The following is a 14,500-nucleotide window of genomic DNA, read 5'->3' as shown; positions in this document are numbered from 1 at the left end:
CCCGTTCAGGCGGCAGCAGCGCCCCGATCACTTCCCACTCTTCGTCCGTAACGCCGATCCGTTCGCCCAAGGCCGCCTCCAAAAGCCAGCCTTGAATCAAGGTCCGAGTCCCCAGTCAAGCTTTGTCCACGAAACCTAATTCTCATGACCGGCAATCCGTAACTTGAAAGGCCTCTCCGATGCTTTTCGCCGAACCGATAAAGGTCTGAGCATCTCTCCGACCAGAAATGACGGAACACTTCACGCGTCTTTCGAAAGCGTTCGAACGTAAACCCCATAGGTAAAACCACACATCTCCTGGCTAACGCAATGGCGGGTAATATGTGCTTGATCTTCCAGAATAGGTTGAAACGAATTCCGGAGAAGAATGTGCAAGAACGCCGTCAAAGTGAACGGGTCCGTCAGGTGTTCCTTCCCGCATGTATGACAATCGGCGATAGAAATTACGTCGTGGTCATCCGGGACCTTTCGGAATCGGGCATCGGCATTCGCTGTACGATCGCTGCAAAACCGGGACAGAAAGTTAGCGTACAATGGGGAAACAATGACCCGCTCGAAGGAGAAGTGGGCTGGCTTTCCGAGGACCGGATGGGTGTGATAACCGAGTGTTCTCCAATCGCGCATAGCGATGGTTCTCCGCCCCGTGCGAGCCGCTTCGAAGTAAGCCTCCCCGTCAAGGTCTACCACCGCGATACATCGGTGGAGGGAGAACTCGTCAACCTGTCGACAAAAGGTATGTCGATTGCACATCCAGGGCAGCTTGGGTTTGGCGAGTTGGTAACGGTTTGTCTGGGGACACAAAGCTTCGAGCAGTGCACCATACGCTGGTCGCGTGACGGCGCTTCGGGTCTGTTGCTGAAAGAAGCGCTGAGACTGGATGAGATCAGGCTCATACTGGAACTGGCACAGGGCAGTTGGCGCTGGCACGAGCAAACCACCTTCAGCCAAGCATCCTGAACAGATAAATCCACGGACACATGGAAGGCTGCGGCGAAACCGCGATCGGGCCGAGCCCGGCACGCAGGCCTTCATCGAAGTTCCAGATGACATCGCTGACGCCAAGGAGCGGACCGCGCTTTTTGCCTGCCTTCGATCGCGCTGACCGAACCCTACTTTCCTACACTAACCAAAATGGTTCAGAAATGGGAAAGGAGGTCAAAAAAATGGCACTAATTGATTCGCTTATCGGCCCTATCGCTTCCATCATCGACAAGATCATCCCGGATAAGGAAGCGCGAGCCAAGGCCAAGCTCGAACTTCTCGCGCTCGAAGGATCGCACGAGCTCAAGGCCATCGAGGCGCGCCTCTCGGCCATCGTTGCAGAGGCGCAGTCGCCCGATCCCTGGACCAGCAGGGCGCGGCCCAGTTTCCTCTATGTGATGTATGCAATGATCCTTTTCGCCCTGCCGATGGGGATCATCGCGGCCTTTTCCGCCGAAACCGCGCAGAATATCGGTACCGGTATTTCCGCTTACCTGCGCGGCCTGCCAGAAGAACTCTATGCCCTCTTCGGCACCGGCTACCTCGGCTATACCGCCGCGCGGCAATGGGGAAAGGCGAAAGGCGTTGAAGGACGGTGACTTGCCGCTAAGAATGGGGCCATGACCGGTACGGTATTCGTCCTGAATGGCCCCAACCTCAACCTGCTCGGCACGCGCGAGCCGGAAATCTACGGTTCCGACACGCTGGCCGATATCGAGCAAGCGCTGCACGAACAGGCGGAGGCGCTGGGGCTGGACATCAGCTTCCACCAGACCAATCACGAAGGCCAGCTGGTCGACTGGCTGCATGAGGCGAGTCGGCAGGGCGCCAGGGCCGTGCTGCTCAACGCTGCGGCCTATACGCACACTTCCATCGCCCTGCTGGATGCCATCAAGGCAATCGACGTGCCGGTGATCGAGGTTCATCTTTCCGATCCGGCCAAGCGCGAGGAATTCCGGCACATATCCTATGTCGGCATGGGAGCAGTCGATTGCGTTCAGGGTCTTGGCGCACGCAGTTATTCCGTAGCGTTGGAGAAAGCCGCGGCGCTCTAAATCCGCCCCCTACCCCTTGTCTTGGCGCGCCAGCCAGAGCATAGGCGCGTCCAATAACTGACAAGGGACCATTCATGGCCGATCGCAAAGGCGCCGGACATTCCGGCATGAACGTCGACACCTCTCTCGTGCGCGAACTTGCCGAGATGCTGGGCGACACCGGACTCACCGAAATCGAAGTAGAGGATGGCGACCGCAAGATCCGCGTTTCGCGCGGCGGCGGCGTGGCTATGGCGGCTGCTCCCGCTCCGATGGCCAACCCGGCCCCGGCGGCACCCGCCGCCCCCGCTGCGCCTGCGGAAACCGCACAGGCAGAAGCGGACACGGCTGGCGCCATGAAATCGCCCATGGTCGGCACGGTCTATCTTGCCCCCGAACCCGGCGCTTCGGACTTCGTGAAGGTCGGCGACAGCGTCAAGGAAGGCCAGACGCTCCTGATCGTCGAGGCGATGAAGGTCATGAACCCGATCACCGCCGACAAGGCTGGAACGGTCAAATCGATCCTGGTCGAGAACGCGCAGCCGGTCGAGTTCGACCAGCCGCTGATCGTCATCGGGTAAGCCATGCCGATTTCTCGTATCCTCATCGCCAACCGCGGCGAAATTGCGCTTCGCATCCACCGCGCCGCGCATGAAATGGGCATCGAAACGGTGGCCGTTCACTCCACCGCGGATGCCGACGCAATGCATGTGCGCCTTGCCGACCACGCGGTCTGCATCGGTCCGCCGGCGGCAGGCGAAAGCTATCTCAACGTCGCCAACATCATCTCGGCCGCCGAGATCACGCAGGCCGACGCCATTCATCCCGGCTATGGCTTCCTCTCGGAAAACGCCAAGTTCGCCGAGATCGTCGAAGCACACGACATCGCCTGGATCGGGCCCAAGCCCGAACATATCCGCACCATGGGCGACAAGGTGGAAGCGAAGCGTACCGCCGGCGCCCTCGGACTTCCGCTGGTACCGGGCAGCGACGGCGCGGTTTCGGATTTCGACGAAGCGCGCAGTATTGCGGCGGAAATCGGCTATCCGGTCATCATTAAGGCTGCCAGTGGCGGCGGCGGACGCGGCATGAAGGTCTGCGAGAGCGAAGACCAGCTCGAAACCCTGATGCAGCAGGCCGGCAGCGAGGCGAAGGCCGCTTTCGGCGATGCCACCGTCTATATCGAGAAATATCTCGGCAACCCGCGCCATATCGAGTTCCAGGTCTTCGGTGACGGCAACGGCAATGCGATCCATCTGGGCGAGCGCGACTGTTCGTTGCAGCGTCGCCACCAGAAGGTTCTGGAGGAGGCGCCCTCGCCCGTCATCTCCGAAGAAGATCGTATGCGCATGGGCGAAACCTGCGCCAAGGCAATGCGCGACATGGCCTATCGGGGCGCCGGAACGATCGAATTCCTATGGGAAAACGGCGAGTTCTACTTCATCGAGATGAACACGCGCCTGCAGGTCGAACACCCGGTGACCGAAGCGATTACCGGCGTAGATCTGGTGCGCGAACAGATCCGCATTGCCGCAGGCAAGGAACTGTCGCTCACGCAGGACGAGATCGAGTTCAAGGGCCATGCAATCGAGTGCCGCATCAACGCGGAAGATCCGTGGACCTTCGCGCCCAGCCCTGGGAAGGTTACGTATTATCACGCTGCCGGTGGGATGCATGTCCGTGTCGATAGCGGGCTCTATGCTGGTTACTCCATCCCGCCCTATTACGACAGCATGATCGCCAAGCTGATCGTTTACGGGCGCACTCGCGAAGGCTGCATGATGCGGTTGAAGCGTGCGCTGGAGGAAATGGTGATCGAGGGCGTGAAGACATCGGTCCCGCTTCATCAGGCATTGCTCGAACAGGATGACGTAAAAAGCGGCGACTATTCGATCAAATGGCTCGAGGAATGGCTGAAGACGCGGGCTAGCTGACCCAAGCTCGCGAAAGCCTTTGCCGTCGGCGCGAATGAATGCTGGCCCCGATGGGGATGAGCGGTTTGCCAGTGTGCCCATCGTGGGTGTATGCCGATTGCCATGAACCGAACCCCTATCCTGATCCTGCCAGCGCTTCTGGCGGCATGCCAGATAGCGCCTGCCGAAAATCCGGCTCCCCCGACATATGGATCGGGCGTTTTCGAGAGGGATACGGCTGAATATCGCGGGCAAAAATTCGCCCGCAACCGGTGCTCCGATTGCCATGCAGTCGAGCCCTTGCAGCTATCGCCGAATCCGTCGGCACCCAGCTTTGTGGATGTCGCGAACACTCCGGGTCTCAGCCGGGAAAGCCTCGCAACGTGGCTCAAGACCACGCATGACTTCCCGAGCGAGATGTATTTCGAGATTCCGGAAGAACATATCGACGATCTGGTCGCCTACATGCTGACGTTGCAGACCGCGGACTACGAACCCGCAATCTAGGCGCGCTGAAAAGGCCGGGGGACGCAAGAACCTTGAGATTGGCGGACGCTTGACGCCCGCCTGCAGCACTCAGAGAGGAACGCCGGGCTCGTTCTTGCTGGTGCGGATGGTCAGCGACGTCTTCACGCTGGCCACGTTCGGCGCGGGGGTGAGCTTGCTCGTCAGGAATTCCTGGAATGCCTGCAGGTCGCGCGCCACGATCTTGATGATGAAATCGATCTCGCCATTGAGCATGTGCACTTCGCGCACTTCGGGCAGGTCTTTCATCGCCTGCTCGAATTCCCGCAGCGCAGTTTCGGCCTGGCTCTTCAGGCTCACCATGGCAAAGACCGTGATCGAAAAGCCCAGCTTGGAAGGATGGAGTTCGGCGTGATAGCCGCGAATGACCCCTTCTTCTTCCAGCGCGCGGACCCGGCGCAGGCACGGCGGCGCCGTCAGGCCTACGCGATGCGCCAGCTCGACATTGGTGATCCTGCCTTCATTCTGCAATTCGCGGAGCAGACGCCGATCGATCTCGTCGAGATTGGCCATGAGACGTTCCTCTTCTAACTTGAGCCTTTGCGAACACATTGCGCATATGAAATGTTGAAAACGCGCAACCATCCGATTGGCTAACATTATTATGTTTGCCAGCAATTGTCCTCTTTTGCAACGGGGTGCCAGATCCATCTTGGGTAAATGAACACTTAACCATATCTGTTGTCCGTCCTTGAGTGCGATTCTGCGATGGCGGACACTCCAGAGAAGCCCCGTTTGCCGGAGATGGAATGCATTTCGACGACCGCCTTGCTACTGTGCTGCGCCTGCGCGCAACCGGCGAGCGTGCGGCGAAGACGCAGTTCCGCCAGCTTATCGACCTGCTTGGAGAACGTCCCCAAGCTGGAGATCCGGCACTCAAGGCGGCGGCCTATCTTCGCCTGATCGCCCTGGGCGAGATGATTCCGGTCAAGATCCGAACGGCACTGGTTGGCGAAAGTGGCTGGCGCTTTCGAAATCCCGAACTGGTCAAATGGTTTGGCGGGGCCCACCCGCATGTCGCCGCTGCCGCGCTTTACCGGGCGCAACTTACCGGACCGGAATGGGCCGAGCTAATTCCCAAGCTCCCGATCCGGGCACGCGGTTTCCTTCGTCACCGCCGCGACCTTCCGCCGGAAGCGGTGAAGGTGCTCGACCGCCTTGGCGTGTCCGACAGGGCATTGCCTCAGCCGGAACCGCTCGAACTGATGGACGAGCTGGTACCGCCGGAAGATATCGATGCCCCGGTACACGCCCCGGAAGTTCGCCCCGCAGAAGAGGAGCCGAACCGTCCTCCCGGCAAGGAAGACGTGCGTACACTGGTCGAACGGATCGAAAGCTTCCGACGTGCCCGCAAGGCTGGCGCGGGCGGCGATATGGACCCGCAGGCCCCTCGTCTGCCTATGGGCGATGAGGACCGTCCAAACGACGTGGAGTTCGATCACTTCCTCTTCGGCGCGGATGCCGAGGGCAGGATAGATTGGGCAGAGGGCAATATTGCGCCGATGGTGATCGGGATCGATCTTGCCGCTCTTGGTTCTACGGCAGTTGCGCAGGCGATCTCGCGCCGCCAGCCACTACACAATACCCGCCTCCCATTGCGCGGGGCGAAACGCATCGAAGGCGAATGGATCGTCGATGCGACTCCGCGTTTCACGCGCGGCGAAGGGCGGTTCTTCGGCTATGCCGGTCGTTTCCGCCGGGTCATGCCCGAAGTGGCGAATCCCCGCAATGCCGAGGCGGACCGCCTGCGCCAATTGCTTCACGAGCTGCGCACGCCGGTCAACGCCATGCAGGGCTATGCCGAGATTATCCAACAACAGGTGATCGGTCCGGTGCCGCACGAATATCGCTCGATCGCGGCAACGATAGCCGGCGATTCGGCGCATATTCTGGCCGGCTTCGACGAACTCGACCGGCTGGCGAGACTGGAGACGGGTGCGCTCGATCTCGAGGCAGGGCAGTGTGATTTCGCCGCCATTGCGCGCCGCCAGGTGATGCAGCTTCAGACGGTGCTCAGTCCACGCGTTGCCCGTTTCGATGCGAAGCTGGGGGATGTGCGCGCTCCGCTCGCTCTCGCCCAGTCGGAAGCGGAAGTGCTGGCATGGCGTCTCCTGGCTACACTCGCCGGAGCGACTGGCGCAGGCGAGGCGATCCGCCTCGATCTCGATACCGAGGGCGACCAGATCGAGTTTGCAGCGACCCTGCCTGCGACCTTGCGCGAGGCGGAGGACATTTTCTCGGTCGAGACGCGCCCTGCCATGGGGGCACTCAGCGCGGGCATATTCGGAGCGGGTTTCTCGCTCAGGCTGGCGCGCGCCGAAGCACGCGTTGCAGGAGGCGACCTGATGCGCGACGGCGAACGGCTGGTGCTCTCGCTCCCGCTGCTGACCGGCGCCGAAGCCGTGCCTGCGCCGGAAAGTGCAGCCGAATAGGCAAAAGGCGTGCATCGCCGCTTGCCCTTGGCCTGAAGCGCGGCTAGGCGGCGTTTTCGCCTTCTCGGACGGTTGGCGGGGGCCCGTAGCTCAGTTGGTTAGAGCTGGCCGCTCATAACGGCTAGGTCGCGGGTTCGAGTCCTGCCGGGCCTACCAACCCGCCGTCCGGCATGAAGATCGACGTAGGTGTCGGGGAGTGGCGCAGCCTGGTAGCGCACTTGTTTTGGGTACAAGGGGTCGCAGGTTCGAATCCTGTCTCCCCGACCACACGTCGATAAATCCGGAGGAGCGATAGGTGACAGCGAGCACTGCCTCCCCGCCTCTGGATACCCGCGCGATCTGGGCGATCGCCTTGCCCGCCATGGTCACGAATGTCGCCACTGCGCTGATCGGCATCGGCGACATGTGGATCGTCGGGCGGCTCGGCGATGCACCGACACAGGGCGCGGTCGATATCGGCGCGCGGCTGTTCGCCGTGCTCTTTACCGTCATGAATTTCCTCAAGACCGGGACGACCGGGCTGGTCGCACAGGCAGGCACCCGCTCGGGCGCCGATGAGCAGGCTACCGTCCTTCTGCGCGGGCTGCTGGTCGGGCTGGCCATCGCCGCGATACTATTGCTGGTAAAGCCTCTGCTCCTGCCCCTTGCCCTCGATGCGCTCGGTGCAACCGGGGAAGTGCGCGAGGCAGCCGGCGTCTATGCCGACATCCGTTACTGGAGTGCGCCTGCGGTCATGGCCAACTTCGCCGCCATCGGCTTCTTGGTGGGCCAGCGGCGGATGCGGACGGTCCTGCTGGTGGAAGTCGCCTACAATCTGCTCAACGTCGGTCTTGGTCTCTGGTTCGTGCTGGAGCTGAAGTGGGGCATTGCCGGGATCGGCTGGTCGAGCTTCATCGCCGAATTCGCCAAGCTTGCAGCGCTGGCCGCTATCCTGCTTTCGGGCGCGAAGGGCAAAGCCCTGATAGCGCGGGCGCGGTCTGGCGGGATCGCGAAGCTGGCCGAACTTCGCCCCTTTCTGTCGGTCAACCGGGACCTGTTCCTGAGGACTCTGGTACTGGTCATCGCACTGGCAGGTCTTACCCGGCTTTCTGCGGAGCGCGGCGCCGTGGTGCTGGCCGCCAACGGCATCATCTACCAGCTGTTCGTCTTCACCGCCCTGCTGCTCGACGGGTTCGAGAATGCCGCGCAGGTGCTCAATGGCGAACGCGCTGGAGCTCATGACCGGTCCGGCTTCGTAGCCTATGTACGGGCCATCCTGCTGCGGGGGATGGCGGCAGCTGCGCTGGTGGCACTGGGCTTCGCGCTCTTTGCCGATCCGATACTGGCAAGCTTTGCCGCAACGGAAGCGGTTCGGATGCAAGCGCAGGACCTCGCCCCGTGGCTGATCGTCATACCCTTCCTTGGCCTCGCAGGTTTCGTACTCGACGGTGTCTATGTCGGCGCAAGCTGGACGCAGCGCCTGTTCCTGACGATGGTCGGCGCAGCAATCGTTTACGGCGTGGCCCTGTGGCTCAGCTGGCCGCTGGGAAGTCACGGTCTGTGGCTATCCTTCAGCCTCTTCCTGATCGTCCGCGCAGCATTACAGCTGGCTTTCCTGCCTTCGCTCTTAAACCGGCACTTCGGAAGATCGGGGACCTAACGAGGCGCTGTCGGCAGGACAATATCCTCGCCGTGATTGGCCAGCACCGCTACAGCGGCGGTCCACACCGCGACGTTCTGGCGAAGCTCGGCCGGATCGACCTTGTCCAGCGTATCGTCCGCCGTGTGGTGCAGGTCGAAATAGCGCGTGCCGTCCTGCTGCAAATCGATCAATGCGCCCTTCTGCTGGCGCACCAGATTGAGGTCGGCCCCGCCGGTCGCCACAATCCCGCTCGGTGCCACGCCGAAGCGCGCCACTGCTGCTGCAAGCTGGCGATACAGCGCGGCATCGCTTGAGGTAAAATTGCTTTCCAGCCGCCAGATTCGGCCCGCGCCGAAATCGCTTTCCAGCCCCACGAACACCGGTTCGTCGGCATGGGCGACGGCATAGGCTTCCGAGCCCCACAAGCCGGTTTCCTCCGCCCCTGCGAACAGCACGCGGATCGTGCGCAACGGCTGGCCCTGCGCCGCAACATGCTTTGCTGCAGCCGCAATGATACCGCAACCCGCCCCGTCGTCGATCGCGCCGGTGCCGATATCCCAGCTGTCGAGATGGCAGGCCAGCAGCACTGGCGGCAGCGAGGAGTCGCGGCCGACGATTTCGCCCACCACGTTCCCGCTACGCGTCGTGCCCAGATCGCGCGGAGTCATGACCAGCTTCATGCGGATCGGCTGGCCCTCGGCGCGGGCGAACATGCGTTCGAGATTGTCGGCATCGGGATTGGACAGCGCGCCTGCGGGCGTCGGCTCGACACCTTCAGCAAAAGTCGTGGTCCCGGTGTGCGGGACGCGGTGGTTATCGGTCCCCACAGAGCGGATCACGGTCGCCACAGCGCCCTTTCTCGCGGCGAGCGAAGGCGCCGTCCAGCGCGCCGGACCGGCAAAGCCGTAATGCGATCCGTCCTGCGATGCGCGCATATCGTGGCTGACGAAGGCGATCTTGCCCGCGAGGCTTCCGGGCGCGGCAGCCTTGAGGTCGGAATAGTGAGGGAAATAGACGACTTCCGCCTCGATCCCCTCTGCCCCGGTCGAACTCGATGTCGAGAGCGCGGTGATCGCCATCGGCTGGGCGAAAGGCGCAGTCACTTCGGCCATTTCCTCGCCGCGGACCCATGTTTCCATGTCGAAAGGTTCGTCGGTGATATTGGCGAAGCCATTGGCGCGCAGCCAGTCCATCGCCCAGACGCGACCCCTCGCCTCCTGCTCGGTGCCCGGCATGCGCGGGCCCACTTCGGTGGTGATCCCTTCCACGAAATCCCACGCGATCGTATCGCTTTCCAGCGCCTCGTCGGCGCGGTCGGCAGTGGCGGGAACGGAGAGCGAGAGCGCGGCAAGCGCGATGAGCGACCTTTTCATGGGGTCGCTTGCTAACAGCCCCGGCGCGTTTGCCAAGCCCCGACCATTTGCCTCTCCCGCCTTGCCCATCGTCCCTCGCGCGACTATCTGGCGCACCAACTCTCCCATTCTCGCAGATACATCCAAGGATTCGCCCGATGGCCGCGCAATACGCCTTCGTCATGAAGGACATGACCAAGACCTTCCCCGGTGCCAGCAAGCCGGTACTCAGCAACATCAACCTGCAGTTCTACCAGGGCGCCAAGATCGGCATCGTCGGCCCCAACGGTGCGGGCAAGTCCACGCTGATCAAGATCATGGCCGGCATCGACAAGGATTTCACCGGCGAGGCATGGCCGGGCGAGAACATCACCGTCGGCTATCTGGAGCAGGAGCCAGAGCTCGATCCGACCAAGACCGTGCTCGAAAACGTCAAGGACGGGGCGCGCGGCATTGCCGACATGGTTGAACGCTTCAACCAGATCGGCATGGAGATGGGCGAGGAAGATGCCGATTTCGATGCGCTCAGCACCGAGATGTCGGAACTCCAGGACAAGATCGACGCGGTCGATGGCTGGACGCTCGACAACCAGCTCGAAGTCGCGATGGAAGCGCTGCGCTGCCCTCCCGGCGACTGGCCCGTCACCGATCTTTCGGGCGGTGAGAAGCGCCGCGTTGCGCTGACCCGCCTGCTGATCCAGAAGCCGTCGATCCTGCTGCTGGACGAACCGACCAACCACCTCGACGCGGAATCCGTCCAGTGGCTGGAAAACCACCTGAAGGAATATGCGGGCGCGGTGCTGATGATCACCCACGATCGCTACTTCCTCGACAATGTGGTGGAGTGGATCCTCGAACTCGACCGCGGTTCCTACTACCCCTACGAGGGTAACTATTCGACCTATCTGGAAAAGAAGGCCAAGCGTCTCGAACAGGAAAGCCGCGAGGAATCCGGCCGTCAGAAGGCTTTGAGCCGCGAGCTGGAATGGATCCGGCAGACGCCCTCCGCGCGCCAGACCAAGTCGAAGGCACGTATCCGCAAGTTCGAAGAACTGCAGGAAGGCCAGAAGGATCGTAAGCCCGGCAAGGCGCAGATCGTCATCCAGGTGCCCGAACGCCTCGGCGGCAAGGTGATCGAGGCCAAGAACATCTCCAAGGCCTATGGCGACAAGCTGCTGTTCGAAGACCTGTCCTTCATGCTACCCCCCGGCGGCATCGTCGGTGTGATCGGCCCGAACGGCGCAGGCAAGTCGACGCTGTTCAAGATCCTGACCGGCAAGGAAACGCCCGACAGCGGCACTGTCGAAATCGGCGAGACCGTCCGCCTCGGCTTCGTCGACCAGAGCCGTGACCATCTGAACCCGAAGAATAATGTCTGGGAGGAAATCTCCGACGGACTCGATTACATGAAGGTCAACGGCCATGATGTGTCGACCCGCGCTTATGTCGGTGCCTTCAACTTCAAGGGACCGGACCAGCAAAAGAACGTCGGCAAGCTGTCGGGTGGTGAGCGCAACCGCGTCCACATGGCCAAGATGCTGAAGGAGGGCGGCAACGTCCTGCTGCTGGACGAACCGACCAACGATCTCGACGTGGAAACGCTGGGCGCGCTGGAAGAGGCGATCGAGAACTTCGCCGGCTGCGCCGTGGTCATCAGCCACGACCGCTTCTTCCTCGACCGTCTGGCAACGCATATCCTGGCGTTCGAGGGCGATAGCCATGTCGAATGGTTCGAAGGCAATTTCGAAGCCTACGAAGAAGACAAGCGTCGCCGCATGGGCGACGCCGCCGATCGTCCGACGCGCCTGGCGTACAAGAAGCTGACCCGTTGAGAAGGATGATGGGCGTCGGGCTGATAATCAGCTCGCGCCCCGTCCTGTTCTTATGGACTCGCTCTCACCGGCTTCAGGCGAGCGCGCTTTGAGGGGCGGTGCCCAGAGTATCCAGAGACTGCAAGCGGATCACGCCCACGTATTTCCTATTCTCGTCGAGAACCGGTAGCCAGTCGAGCCTTTCGGCATCGAGCAGAGCTTTCGTTTCGGTAACCGAAGATGACGCAAACGCAGCCTTGGGTTCCGCAGTCATGAAATCTTCCACATGAGCGAAGAACCAGTCGATGCCGTCCGCGATGCCCCGATAGACGATATCTTCACAGGCGATGACGCCATTTAGCCTGTCGCGCTCGACAACCGGCAGCGCGTGCAGGCCATGGTCCCGCATGATGCGGGCGGCTTCTTCGACGAGGCATATCGGCGAAACCTTGGGAAAGTCTGTTTGAATGATGTCTGCTGGGATCATTTTGGCGCTCGTTGGTTTGGCCCCTTTCGATCCCTGTGGAAACTCCTTTGAAAACGGTGTTCCCGGTCAGAGAGTACACCGCGGCAGTGCATTTCTCAAGCTCGTACCGAGACCGGCATCTTTGCAAACGCGTATCCGTCCCGGCAAACGACCGGCCCACCGCAAACCACATACAGGAGGCCCGGGGCTATTTGAGATTAACCGTCCGAAATGCTAGACACATGACCTAAACCCATAGTTGTCACACCAGCTCTGGATACCCGGAGATGCCTGCGGGTTTCCCGAAAGGCCGGACATGCCGCATTATTCGCTTCAATTCGAAGATGACGATCTCGGACAGCCCAAACGCCTGGAGTTCACCAGTGAGAATCCCGCTACTGCCCTTTCGCTTCTCGAGACCGAGGGCGTACGCCGCAGTGTAAAGCTGTGGGAAGGCAACCGGCTGCTTGGCAGGCTGATGCGGGATCGGCAGGGTGTTTGGCATCTGGACGAAGAACCGCTGCATCTTTCCTGAAAACCTTCGATCCGTTCACGAACGGCCACTTCATTTGACTCACCCCATAATGTTTTGACAGAATCGCGCGCGAGGCGCTCGACACGCGGGCGCGTTTCCCATGCGGCCCATTCGCGCCGCGAACACGAAATTCGAAGGACTCCCATGACAACTCCCAACAACGGTGACACCGTGACCATCGACTACGTCCTCAAGCGGGGCGACGGCGAGATCGTCGGCAATACCGAACAGGCAGGACCGCAGGAAATCACCCTCGGCAGCGGCCAGATCTTCCCACAGATCGAAGAAGCCCTGACCAGCATGGAAGTCGGCAGCGAGAAGTCAGTTGCAATCCCTTGCGACAAGGCGTTCGGCCCGCGCCGAGAGGAACTGGTGATCGACATCCCGCGCGAAAACCTGCCGCCAGAACCGGCCCCGCAGCCGGGTATGGCCATGCAGGCGCAGGCGCAGGACGGATCGCCACTGACGCTCTACATCGTTGAAGTAGGCGAGCAGGTGGTCAAGGCCGACGGCAACCACCCGCTGGCCGGCGAGGACGTAACCTTCGACCTCACCCTGCGCGACATCAAGCAGGCCGCCTGAGCCCACTCCCGGGGCGGCTGCTATGAGCCGCCCCGCCCGGCTCTCCACCCGGGTGGCAACCGCCAGCACAGAGCTGGCTCAGTAACAGCGTGAAACCTCTCGCCGAAAGCTCCGCCATCGCGCGGGGCTTTTGCATTTTGATTACCCCCACTGAAATTGATTGACCCATTAGAAGCTGCGGGACACCCTTGGCGGATGATCGCACGGCACCTGATCGTCGACGGTCGCGTCCAAGGCGTATTCTACCGCGACTGGACAGTCGATACCGCAAGAACGCTGGCTCTGACCGGCTGGGTTAGGAATCTGCCGGACGGCAAGGTCGAGGCACATATCGAAGGCGAACCGCAAGCGGTCGAGCGAATGATCGAGGCAATGCGTTCAGGTCCACCGCGTGCCACGCCCTCCCGAATCGAGCAGGAAGAAGTGCCAACATGCGGACTCGAAAGCTTCGACAGGCGCGGTTAAGCTCCAGCAGTTAAAACACTAGGCCGAGAGCCGGTCCTTGGGGCACAGGGTCGCTACAAGGGGGGAATACGTGAATAACGTGAGTAAGCCGCGTGATCTGGGCTATTACGGCTGGCCGCTATTGTTCGGCATCGCCTGGCTTGTTTGCGCCCATATCGCTCTCGAACTCAGTGGGGGAGCCGATGGAATTGCTGCCGTCTGGCCATCGAGCGGCATTTTCATAGCCGCTTTGCTGTTTTTTGACCGACGCCGTCGCCATATGACGACTGTCTGGGTCGCGGCGGCCAGCATGATCTCGAACCTTTGGGCCGGATCGGGTTTCCTCGCTACGACCGGATATACCGTGGCCAATCTGGTCGAAGGTTATCTCGTCTTCTTCCTCATGGGCGGAAGCTCCTCGGCAAATCGTTCCCTGTCGCGCCCCTGGAGCATGGCTCGCTTTGGCCTAGCGGCAGTTTTCACTGGCGGCGCAAGCGCTCTCATGGCGGGCATCTTGTCCGGAAATCTCTCCTTTGCCTTCCTCTCGTCCTGGGCAAGCACGGTGACGCTCGGCATGCTGATCGTGACGCCGGTGATACTTTTCATCGCCACCGATCCCCCCAACCGGCACGAACTGTTTTCGCTCAAGTCGCTCTGGACAATGCTAGGGCGTAGACTCATTAGCGGCGATCCATAGGCGTGTGCAGAAGAGCTTGATGGCAGCGAGGAAGTTATCGCTTCGTTTGTCGTATCTGGTGGCCAAGCCTCTGGCGTTTTTGAGTTTCCCGAAGAAACGCTCGACCA

16 protein-coding genes and 2 tRNA genes are annotated in these 14,500 nt (G+C 61.3%); 15 read left to right on the top strand and 3 right to left on the bottom strand.

Annotation, left to right across the window (positions count from 1 at the left end):
• Nucleotides 1-327 precede the first annotated feature (327 nt).
• From AC13CE_RS00300 to AC13CE_RS00275, 6 genes are all read left to right on the top strand, one after another.
• Complete coding sequence (locus tag AC13CE_RS00300) at nucleotides 328-957, top strand: PilZ domain-containing protein (protein WP_482971085.1); 630 nt, start codon at nucleotides 328-330, stop codon at nucleotides 955-957.
• Nucleotides 958-1,163: 206 nt separating this feature from the next.
• Entirely contained in the window at nucleotides 1,164-1,580 is a 417-nt protein-coding gene (locus AC13CE_RS00295; protein WP_482971084.1) for a holin family protein, read from the top strand.
• A 21-nt stretch (nucleotides 1,581-1,601) separates the two neighbouring features.
• Nucleotides 1,602-2,036 (top strand): type II 3-dehydroquinate dehydratase, encoded by a 435-nt coding sequence (locus AC13CE_RS00290; RefSeq protein ID WP_473820602.1) that lies wholly within the window; start codon nucleotides 1,602-1,604, stop codon nucleotides 2,034-2,036.
• Between the two features lie 74 nt (nucleotides 2,037-2,110).
• Nucleotides 2,111-2,596, top strand: coding sequence for an acetyl-CoA carboxylase biotin carboxyl carrier protein (accB, locus tag AC13CE_RS00285; RefSeq protein ID WP_473820603.1), 486 nt, complete (start codon nucleotides 2,111-2,113; stop codon nucleotides 2,594-2,596).
• A 3-nt stretch (nucleotides 2,597-2,599) separates the two neighbouring features.
• Nucleotides 2,600-3,949, top strand: a complete 1,350-nt coding sequence (gene accC / locus AC13CE_RS00280; RefSeq protein WP_473820604.1) for an acetyl-CoA carboxylase biotin carboxylase subunit — start codon at nucleotides 2,600-2,602, stop codon at nucleotides 3,947-3,949.
• A gap of 102 nt (nucleotides 3,950-4,051) precedes the next feature.
• Nucleotides 4,052-4,435: a c-type cytochrome gene (locus AC13CE_RS00275; protein ID WP_482971083.1), complete on the top strand. Its 384-nt coding sequence runs from the start codon at nucleotides 4,052-4,054 to the stop codon at nucleotides 4,433-4,435.
• A gap of 69 nt (nucleotides 4,436-4,504) precedes the next feature.
• Here the strand turns inward: AC13CE_RS00275 and AC13CE_RS00270 are convergent, their stop codons facing one another.
• Complete coding sequence (locus tag AC13CE_RS00270) at nucleotides 4,505-4,966, bottom strand: Lrp/AsnC family transcriptional regulator (protein ID WP_221539711.1); 462 nt, start codon at nucleotides 4,964-4,966, stop codon at nucleotides 4,505-4,507.
• A 236-nt stretch (nucleotides 4,967-5,202) separates the two neighbouring features.
• Between AC13CE_RS00270 and AC13CE_RS00265 the strand changes: the two genes are divergently transcribed.
• From AC13CE_RS00265 to AC13CE_RS00250, 4 genes are all read left to right on the top strand, one after another.
• Nucleotides 5,203-6,885, top strand: coding sequence for a sensor histidine kinase (locus tag AC13CE_RS00265; RefSeq protein ID WP_482971082.1), 1,683 nt, complete (start codon nucleotides 5,203-5,205; stop codon nucleotides 6,883-6,885).
• Nucleotides 6,886-6,964: 79 nt separating this feature from the next.
• Nucleotides 6,965-7,041 (top strand) — tRNA-Ile (locus AC13CE_RS00260).
• Nucleotides 7,042-7,075: 34 nt separating this feature from the next.
• Nucleotides 7,076-7,152: transfer RNA gene (locus tag AC13CE_RS00255), tRNA-Pro, on the top strand.
• A gap of 28 nt (nucleotides 7,153-7,180) precedes the next feature.
• Nucleotides 7,181-8,524, top strand: coding sequence for an MATE family efflux transporter (locus AC13CE_RS00250; RefSeq protein WP_482971081.1), 1,344 nt, complete (start codon nucleotides 7,181-7,183; stop codon nucleotides 8,522-8,524).
• Here AC13CE_RS00250 and AC13CE_RS00245 read toward each other — a convergent pair.
• Nucleotides 8,521-9,879 carry a M20/M25/M40 family metallo-hydrolase gene (locus tag AC13CE_RS00245; protein WP_482971080.1) on the bottom strand — a complete coding sequence of 453 codons (1,359 nt, stop codon included), beginning with the start codon at nucleotides 9,877-9,879 and terminating at the stop codon, nucleotides 8,521-8,523. The two genes, AC13CE_RS00250 and AC13CE_RS00245, sit on opposite strands and share 4 nt — an antisense overlap.
• 137 nt (nucleotides 9,880-10,016) lie before the next feature.
• Between AC13CE_RS00245 and ettA the strand changes: the two genes are divergently transcribed.
• The gene (gene ettA / locus AC13CE_RS00240) at nucleotides 10,017-11,690 is read left to right on the top strand and encodes an energy-dependent translational throttle protein EttA (RefSeq protein ID WP_482971079.1); all 1,674 of its coding nucleotides are present in this window, start codon (nucleotides 10,017-10,019) and stop codon (nucleotides 11,688-11,690) included.
• A 73-nt stretch (nucleotides 11,691-11,763) separates the two neighbouring features.
• On the opposite strand, the gene AC13CE_RS00235 is transcribed toward ettA, so the two are convergent.
• Nucleotides 11,764-12,156 (bottom strand): CBS domain-containing protein, encoded by a 393-nt coding sequence (locus tag AC13CE_RS00235; RefSeq protein WP_482971078.1) that lies wholly within the window; start codon nucleotides 12,154-12,156, stop codon nucleotides 11,764-11,766.
• A 238-nt stretch (nucleotides 12,157-12,394) separates the two neighbouring features.
• Between AC13CE_RS00235 and AC13CE_RS00230 the strand changes: the two genes are divergently transcribed.
• The 4 genes from AC13CE_RS00230 to AC13CE_RS00215 all read left to right on the top strand — a co-directional run bounded on the left by AC13CE_RS00230 (nucleotide 12,395) and on the right by AC13CE_RS00215 (nucleotide 14,393).
• A complete protein-coding gene (locus AC13CE_RS00230; protein ID WP_221539725.1) occupies nucleotides 12,395-12,670 on the top strand; it encodes a hypothetical protein in 276 nt (91 codons plus the stop codon).
• A gap of 144 nt (nucleotides 12,671-12,814) precedes the next feature.
• Nucleotides 12,815-13,252, top strand: coding sequence for an FKBP-type peptidyl-prolyl cis-trans isomerase (locus AC13CE_RS00225; protein WP_473822164.1), 438 nt, complete (start codon nucleotides 12,815-12,817; stop codon nucleotides 13,250-13,252).
• Between the two features lie 195 nt (nucleotides 13,253-13,447).
• Nucleotides 13,448-13,717, top strand: coding sequence for an acylphosphatase (locus AC13CE_RS00220; RefSeq protein WP_482971077.1), 270 nt, complete (start codon nucleotides 13,448-13,450; stop codon nucleotides 13,715-13,717).
• Between the two features lie 79 nt (nucleotides 13,718-13,796).
• Entirely contained in the window at nucleotides 13,797-14,393 is a 597-nt protein-coding gene (locus AC13CE_RS00215; protein WP_482971076.1) for an MASE1 domain-containing protein, read from the top strand.
• Nucleotides 14,394-14,500: the final 107 nt, after the last annotated feature.

The sequence above is a fragment of the Qipengyuania sp. B-5 genome (assembly GCF_056857815.1).
Note: the sequence above shows the minus strand (reverse complement) of the source record. Positions and strands in the feature narration are given on the sequence as shown.

Coding starts and splice junctions, on each gene's coding strand:
- accB (WP_473820603.1), top strand. CDS start 2,111: ATGGCCGATCGCAAAGGCGCCGGACATTCCGGCATGAACGTCGACACC.
- AC13CE_RS00225 (WP_473822164.1), top strand. CDS start 12,815: ATGACAACTCCCAACAACGGTGACACCGTGACCATCGACTACGTCCTC.
- AC13CE_RS00245 (WP_482971080.1), bottom strand. CDS start 9,879: ATGAAAAGGTCGCTCATCGCGCTTGCCGCGCTCTCGCTCTCCGTTCCC.
- AC13CE_RS00220 (WP_482971077.1), top strand. CDS start 13,448: ATGATCGCACGGCACCTGATCGTCGACGGTCGCGTCCAAGGCGTATTC.
- AC13CE_RS00265 (WP_482971082.1), top strand. CDS start 5,203: ATGCATTTCGACGACCGCCTTGCTACTGTGCTGCGCCTGCGCGCAACC.
- AC13CE_RS00270 (WP_221539711.1), bottom strand. CDS start 4,966: ATGGCCAATCTCGACGAGATCGATCGGCGTCTGCTCCGCGAATTGCAG.
- AC13CE_RS00295 (WP_482971084.1), top strand. CDS start 1,164: ATGGCACTAATTGATTCGCTTATCGGCCCTATCGCTTCCATCATCGAC.
- accC (WP_473820604.1), top strand. CDS start 2,600: ATGCCGATTTCTCGTATCCTCATCGCCAACCGCGGCGAAATTGCGCTT.
- AC13CE_RS00235 (WP_482971078.1), bottom strand. CDS start 12,156: ATGATCCCAGCAGACATCATTCAAACAGACTTTCCCAAGGTTTCGCCG.
- ettA (WP_482971079.1), top strand. CDS start 10,017: ATGGCCGCGCAATACGCCTTCGTCATGAAGGACATGACCAAGACCTTC.
- AC13CE_RS00275 (WP_482971083.1), top strand. CDS start 4,052: ATGAACCGAACCCCTATCCTGATCCTGCCAGCGCTTCTGGCGGCATGC.
- AC13CE_RS00290 (WP_473820602.1), top strand. CDS start 1,602: ATGACCGGTACGGTATTCGTCCTGAATGGCCCCAACCTCAACCTGCTC.